6 protein-coding genes and 1 pseudogene are annotated in these 6,000 nt (G+C 37.7%); 5 read left to right on the top strand and 2 right to left on the bottom strand.

What is annotated here, in order from left to right:
- Window positions 1-32: 32 nt before the first annotated feature.
- Window positions 33-221, top strand: coding sequence for a type II toxin-antitoxin system HicA family toxin (locus tag IGQ45_06220; protein ID MBF2056810.1), 189 nt, complete (start codon window positions 33-35; stop codon window positions 219-221).
- Between the two features lie 124 nt (window positions 222-345).
- Here the strand turns inward: IGQ45_06220 and IGQ45_06215 are convergent, their stop codons facing one another.
- Window positions 346-951, bottom strand: coding sequence for a PEP-CTERM sorting domain-containing protein (locus IGQ45_06215; GenBank protein ID MBF2056809.1), 606 nt, complete (start codon window positions 949-951; stop codon window positions 346-348).
- Between the two features lie 259 nt (window positions 952-1,210).
- Here IGQ45_06215 and IGQ45_06210 point away from each other — a divergent pair, with 259 nt between their 5' ends.
- Together IGQ45_06210 and IGQ45_06205 are read left to right on the top strand one after the other, a co-directional pair.
- Complete coding sequence (locus IGQ45_06210; GenBank protein ID MBF2056808.1) at window positions 1,211-1,435, top strand: hypothetical protein; 225 nt, start codon at window positions 1,211-1,213, stop codon at window positions 1,433-1,435.
- Window positions 1,423-1,827 carry a type II toxin-antitoxin system VapC family toxin gene (locus tag IGQ45_06205; protein ID MBF2056807.1) on the top strand — a complete coding sequence of 135 codons (405 nt, stop codon included), beginning with the start codon at window positions 1,423-1,425 and terminating at the stop codon, window positions 1,825-1,827. The genes IGQ45_06210 and IGQ45_06205 overlap by 13 nt, the downstream gene beginning before the upstream one ends.
- Window positions 1,828-1,961: 134 nt before the next feature.
- On the opposite strand, the gene IGQ45_06200 is transcribed toward IGQ45_06205, so the two are convergent.
- Complete coding sequence (locus IGQ45_06200) at window positions 1,962-2,021, bottom strand: hypothetical protein (GenBank protein ID MBF2056806.1); 60 nt, start codon at window positions 2,019-2,021, stop codon at window positions 1,962-1,964.
- Window positions 2,022-2,159: 138 nt separating this feature from the next.
- Here IGQ45_06200 and IGQ45_06195 point away from each other — a divergent pair.
- Together IGQ45_06195 and IGQ45_06190 are read left to right on the top strand one after the other, a co-directional pair.
- Window positions 2,160-4,346 (top strand): annotated as a pseudogene (locus IGQ45_06195) (acetate--CoA ligase family protein).
- Window positions 4,347-4,792: 446 nt separating this feature from the next.
- Window positions 4,793-5,800: an NAD(P)/FAD-dependent oxidoreductase gene (locus IGQ45_06190; protein MBF2056805.1), complete on the top strand. Its 1,008-nt coding sequence runs from the start codon at window positions 4,793-4,795 to the stop codon at window positions 5,798-5,800.
- Window positions 5,801-6,000 lie beyond the last annotated feature (200 nt).

Here is a 6,000-nt window from a genome sequence, read left to right as displayed (position 1 = left end):
ACTCTTATTCATTGTAATATTTTTGCTTTTTTTTGAAGTATGCGGAAGGTGGGTTAGAAAAAAAAGGATGGCGATTAGTCAGAGTCAAGGGTAGTCATTATCGCTATGACAAAGAGAATCAAAGTATATCCATCCCTATTCATGCTAATGAAGATTTAAAAATAGGGTTATTAAAAAGTGTGATGAAACAAGTAAATTTAAGGGAATCTGACTTGACATAAGACAAAATCAGCAGCGCCAAAAAAAAATTAACTGCTTTACCCATTATTAGCACTGTTGTATCCTCAAAATTTTAACTTTTATATGGTAGGTTGGGTTGCACTTCGTTTAACCCAACCTACTCAATTACTTCTTCTTACGAGTAACAAAACCTAATGCGCCCACGCCCAACAATCCTAACATCATGGTTGGTTCAGGAGTGGTGACAGGGGGAGACATTACCTCATTAACAGTAATTTGACGCCATTGTAAAGAACTCCAGCCTTGAGTGCTAATAGTACCTACAACAGAGATAACTTGGTTTGCTTGCACTGTAATCATGTTAGCAAAATTTCTGTTTTGTTCATCAACAAAAGGAGATGCTTCTGTTGTGTTAAAAGCACCAGCAGTTAAAGTTAGTTGTCCATTGTTATTGGAGCTAACGAAACCAATTTGATAAGAATTTAATTGTACCGATTTAGAGAAAGTTAAATTAAAAGAGGTGATGTTTTGACAAAATCCAGTATTTCCCAGTACACATAAACCATCAGAGTCAGTCGTGAAAACACCTGTTGAAGGATTAGAAGCAGTTAAGGTAATACCATCAACAGTTTTAGTAATAGTTGGTAAATTATCATCCCCAGCATTAAAAGTAAAAGTGGCAGCGTCAGCAGGAGCGAGATTAACGAAGGAAACGAGAGCAAGAGCTACCCCCCCCCCGATTTTTGCCGTAATTTGGGCGATTTTAGTCATTTTTTTGGATAAATGTTTTTATTTAGAGCTTCTCATTGTTATGAAGTACAAAACAAAATTAAGCGCACCTCATCAGGAGAAATTTGCCATGAAATTGATTATATCCAAAAAATTGAGCAATGAATACAGTTTTTTCCGTAGGTCTGCGCCCTGTATTGTTATCATTTTTATTTAGTGCAGAAATCTCTTGACCTTGTTATAATCAGGTAGTTTTCATAAAAAATTATGCTTGTTTCAGTTGGATTTTTAGTCAAAAATTATGTTAAAAAGCTATCAAGCCATATATGAAAGTGGCAAAGTTACATGGTTAGAAGACACTCCAAATATTACTTCTGCTCGTGTTATTGTTACTATTATCGAAGATTCCTCACCAAGTTTTCATCGGCACCGTCAACCTCCTGAATTTATAGCTGGGAAAGGGAAAACATTAGGAAATATTGTTGATCCTATTGTTGATGAAGATGACTGGCAATGTCTCAAATGATTATACTTGACACCCATATCTGGTTTTGGTTTATCAATCAAGAATTTAAGCGATTTCCTGATCACTGGAGAGAATTAATTGAGACAACTCCAGATGTTGCTGTTTCTTGCGTTTCTTGTTTTGAGATTGCTTTAGCATATCAAAAAAATAGAATTAATTTACCTTGTTCCCCTTCTCAATGGTTTACAGCATCATTAAAACCTGTTGATATTCAACTTTTACCACTTACTCCTGAGATTGCCAATCTAGCAGTTAATTTATCTCCTGTTCATAAAGACCCTTTTGATAGAATAATTATTGCAACTGTAATTGAGTATCAGGCTAAATTAGCTAGTGTCGATAGTCTTTTTTCCCAATATATTGAACTTGACAAACATTTCTTACAAAAATAGACAGTGTAGGTTGGGTTAAACGAAGTGCAACCCAACACAAAATAATTAATTTAGATAACCCTTTAAATCAAAAACACGATAATAAAATTATGGTTAGGGATGTTGGGTTTCGTACCTCAACCCAACCTACTCAATTATTTTTTCTTACGAGAAGCAAAACCGAGTACGCCCGCCCCCAATAATCCTAACATCATCGTTGGTTCAGGAGTCGTTGATTTATTAGCTAGAAAATAACTTTTTTTGACAATGTAGGTTGGGTTACAATGAAGTGCAACTCAACAAAATCAGCAACGCCAAAAAAATTAACGAAAAATGCAGATTCAGCGCCCTTCGTCCCTGCTATAATTCGTCAATGTGTAGAAGCAAAAGTAAAAGGCGCGATAATTATCTCGGCTGGATTTAAAGAAATTGGTGCCGAAGGAGTAAAATTAGAACAGGAAATTCTTAGGGAAGCCAAAAAAGGTAATTTAAGGATAATTGGACCAAATTGCTTAGGCTTAATCTGCCCACCCACAGGATTAAATGCCAGTTTTGCCAGCGCCCATCCCCGTATCGGTAACGTAGGTTTTATCAGTCAAAGTGGCGCTTTTTGTACCTCAATTCTTGATTGGAGTTTAAGAGAAAATCTCGGTTTTAGTGCCTTTATCTCCATCGGTTCCATGTTAGATGTGGATTGGGGCGATCTAATTTACTATCTCGGTGATGATCCTTTAACTAAAAGTATTGTAATTTATATGGAGTCCATCGGTGACGCGCGCTCCTTCATTTCCGCTGCGCGAGAAGTAGCTTTAACCAAACCGATTATCGTCATCAAGGGAGGGCGCACTCCAGCCGCCGCCCAAGCTGCCGCTTCCCATACAGGGGCGCTAACCAGTAGCGATGAAGTATTAGCATCTGCCTTTCGCCGTTGCGGTGTGTTACAAGTGGATACCATCAGCGAAGTGTTTAATATGGCAGAATTATTGGCAAAACAACCGCGCCCCAAAGGTAGGAATTTGACCATTTTAACCAACGCTGGAGGACCCGGAGTATTAGCAACCGATGCGTTAACATGGGGTAAAGGTAAACTAGCGCCCCTCACCGCCCACACCATCACCGCTTTAAACGAAATTTTACCCTCCCATTGGAGTCATAGTAATCCCATTGATATTTTGGGTGATGCCACCCCCGAAAGATACGCCCAAGCCTTAGAAATTGCCTCTAAGGATGAAAATAGCGATGGTTTATTAGTTATTTTAACACCCCAAGACATGACCGATCCCACTCGTACCGCAGAAGCGCTCAAAGCAGTGGCGAAAAATATCCTTGATAAACCGATTTTTGCCAGTTGGATGGGGGGAAGCACTGTTTCTGCGGGGGAAGCTATCCTTAATCAAGCCAATATTTACACCCAACCTTATCCCGATGATGCCGCGCGTCTGTTTAACCTCATGTGGTGCTACAGTGATAACTTAAAGGCACTCTACGAAACTCCTAGTTTTGGCGATCATGATCATCTCATTAATCGAGATTTAGCTACTAAAATTATTAATCATGCCCAAGATGGAGGGCGCTGTTTATTGACTGAATACGAGTCAAAACAACTGTTACAAGCCTACGGTATTCCCACCGTTACCACCCATATCGCTGTTAATTTAGAAGAAGTAACGGAAATTGCTGAAAAAATTGGTTATCCAGTGGTACTAAAATTGCACTCAGAGACTATCACCCATAAAACTGAGGTAGGGGGAGTTAAACTGAATTTACAAAGCCCAGAGGCGGTAAAAAATGCCTTTACAACTATTAAAAATGGGGTGGGCGCTGATGACTTTTTAGGGGTGACAGTGCAACCGATGGTTAACTTGGACGGTTATGAGTTAATTTTGGGTAGTAGTGATGATCCTCAATTTGGCTCGGTGCTATTATTTGGTACAGGGGGGCAATTAGTAGAAGTGTATCAAGATCGGGCGCTGGGTTTACCACCGTTAAATACTACGTTAGCACGGCGGATGATGGAAAGAACGAGAATATTTAAGGCACTAAAGGGAGTTAGGGGCAGAAAATCGGTTAATTTGGAGCAATTAGAGCAAATTTTGGTCTTATTTAGCCAATTAGTGATCGAACAACCACAAATCAAGGAAATTGACATCAATCCTCTTTTGGTCAATGAAAATGAGATAATTAGTTTAGATGCGCGGGTGTTGTTATATCCTCCTGACTGTCAAGAGATTCCCCCTTCTGCCATTCGTCCTTACCCTTATCACTATATCAGTCATCATAGTTTAAGTAATGGCGATAATTTTACCATTCGACCGATTTCCCCTGAAGATGAACCGCAAATCGTGAACTTTTGTACTGCTTTATCTGCACAAAGTGTCTATTCTCGTTTTTTTCATAGTATCAGTGGGAGGGCGCTGGTGGCGCACGATAGGTTAGCGCGCATCTGTTTTATTGATTACGATCAAGAAATTGCTTTGGTTGCTTATAATCATCAAGAGCAAGAAATTAAAGGGATTACTAGATTAAGCAAAGTCCATGGTAAATATGAATTATGAATTATGAGTTATATCAAGTCCGTTTAATCACTTACAAATTAGTAATATCAATATCTTAGTTCAATTTATTGAACGAAAAACTGTTGGTTCCGTGTAATTCATTACACGGTGGGTAAAGTGCGAAGAGATAATCTATTTGTAACTAAATTATCCAAACTTGATATTATCCATTGTCCATTGCTAAGATCATCATATATTTAGGGTCTGCTGAATAAATCAAAACCCTTGTCAAATAAAGGTTTAAATTCTATTCTACATAACAAAAAGTGTCATAAATTAACTTTTTTCTCTAAAAATACTGTATTTTTTCTATCCCTATCAAAAATTCTAAATTCTACATTCTAAATTCTAAATTCTACATTTTTCTCACCACCTATTTAAAGATGTTAAAATCAAAATAATATCAAACAAATAAAGTAGGAAGAAATTATATGAAATTATCAAGTAAAAACTATAAAGATCATGTGGATACCATTTATGATGCTATTGTGGTGGGTGGTGGTATGGGAGGATTATCTGCTGGAATTTATTTGGCTAGATATGGGTTAAAATGTTTGATCATCGAAAAAGGGAGAGGGCGCTCATTATGGATGCAAGACTTACGCAACTATCTTGGCATAGACCCTGATGCACCAGGTAGAGATTTATTAAATCATGGCACAAAACAGGCTATGGACTGGGGCGCTGATCATTTACGAGGTTATGTGGAAGATGTTGCCGATGAAGGAGAAACTTTCGCTGTTAAAGTCAAAATCGGTAAAAAAGATAGCGTTTATCCCATTTTTCACAGCAAATACTTAATCGCTGCCTCTGGAGTAATGGACGTGTTACCACAGTTAGAAGATATGCAAAATGTTTATGATTATGCTGGTTATAATCTTCATGTTTGTATGATTTGTGATGGTTATGATATGTGGGATCAAAAAGCCGTATTAATCGCTGGAAAAGAAGCCCAAATTAACGCTGCTTTTGTCTTAAACTGGTTCACTCCTTATATTACAGTTTTAACCCATGGTTTATGTACTGTTAGTGATGAAATGAAACAAAAATTAGCTGAATATGGCTATCCTTTACATGAGAGTAAAATCAGTCGTTTTGTGGGAGAAAATCACAAAATGCAAGGAGTAGAATTGGAAGATGGCACTTTTGTTGAAGCTACCACGGGTTTGATTAATATGGGTTCGATTTACCATAACCATTACCTGAAAGATATTGAAGGTTTAGAATGGGATGGGGAAAACTTAGTCACCAATGAGATGACACAAACGACTCATCCCCGTATTTTTGCTTTGGGAGATTTGAAAAAAGGTTTAAACCAAGTCTCGATTGCTGTGGCAGATGGCACTTTAGCCGCTACTCAAATTTGGCGTAATATTCGCCGTGCCAGCGCCCCTCGCAAATGGCAAGAAAACATCAAACTACCGGCAGAAATTCATTAATTTTTAGTATAAAAAAGAAAAAACCGCCTCTCCTGCTTACTAAGGAGAGGTGCAGAAGGCTGAAACTATTTCCCGATAAACAATTAATTTTGCATAACTTAACAATTCTTTTTTTTAAGATTAGAAAATAACAGTACAATAAGAGTTAATCCTAGTTTACAGCGCATTTCAAATGAATAAACCACGTTTTTTGTTTCTCG

Source organism: Cyanobacterium sp. T60_A2020_053 (assembly GCA_015272165.1).
Taxonomy (GTDB): Bacteria; Cyanobacteriota; Cyanobacteriia; order Cyanobacteriales; family Cyanobacteriaceae; genus Cyanobacterium.
Note: the sequence above shows the minus strand (reverse complement) of the source record. Positions and strands in the feature narration are given on the sequence as shown.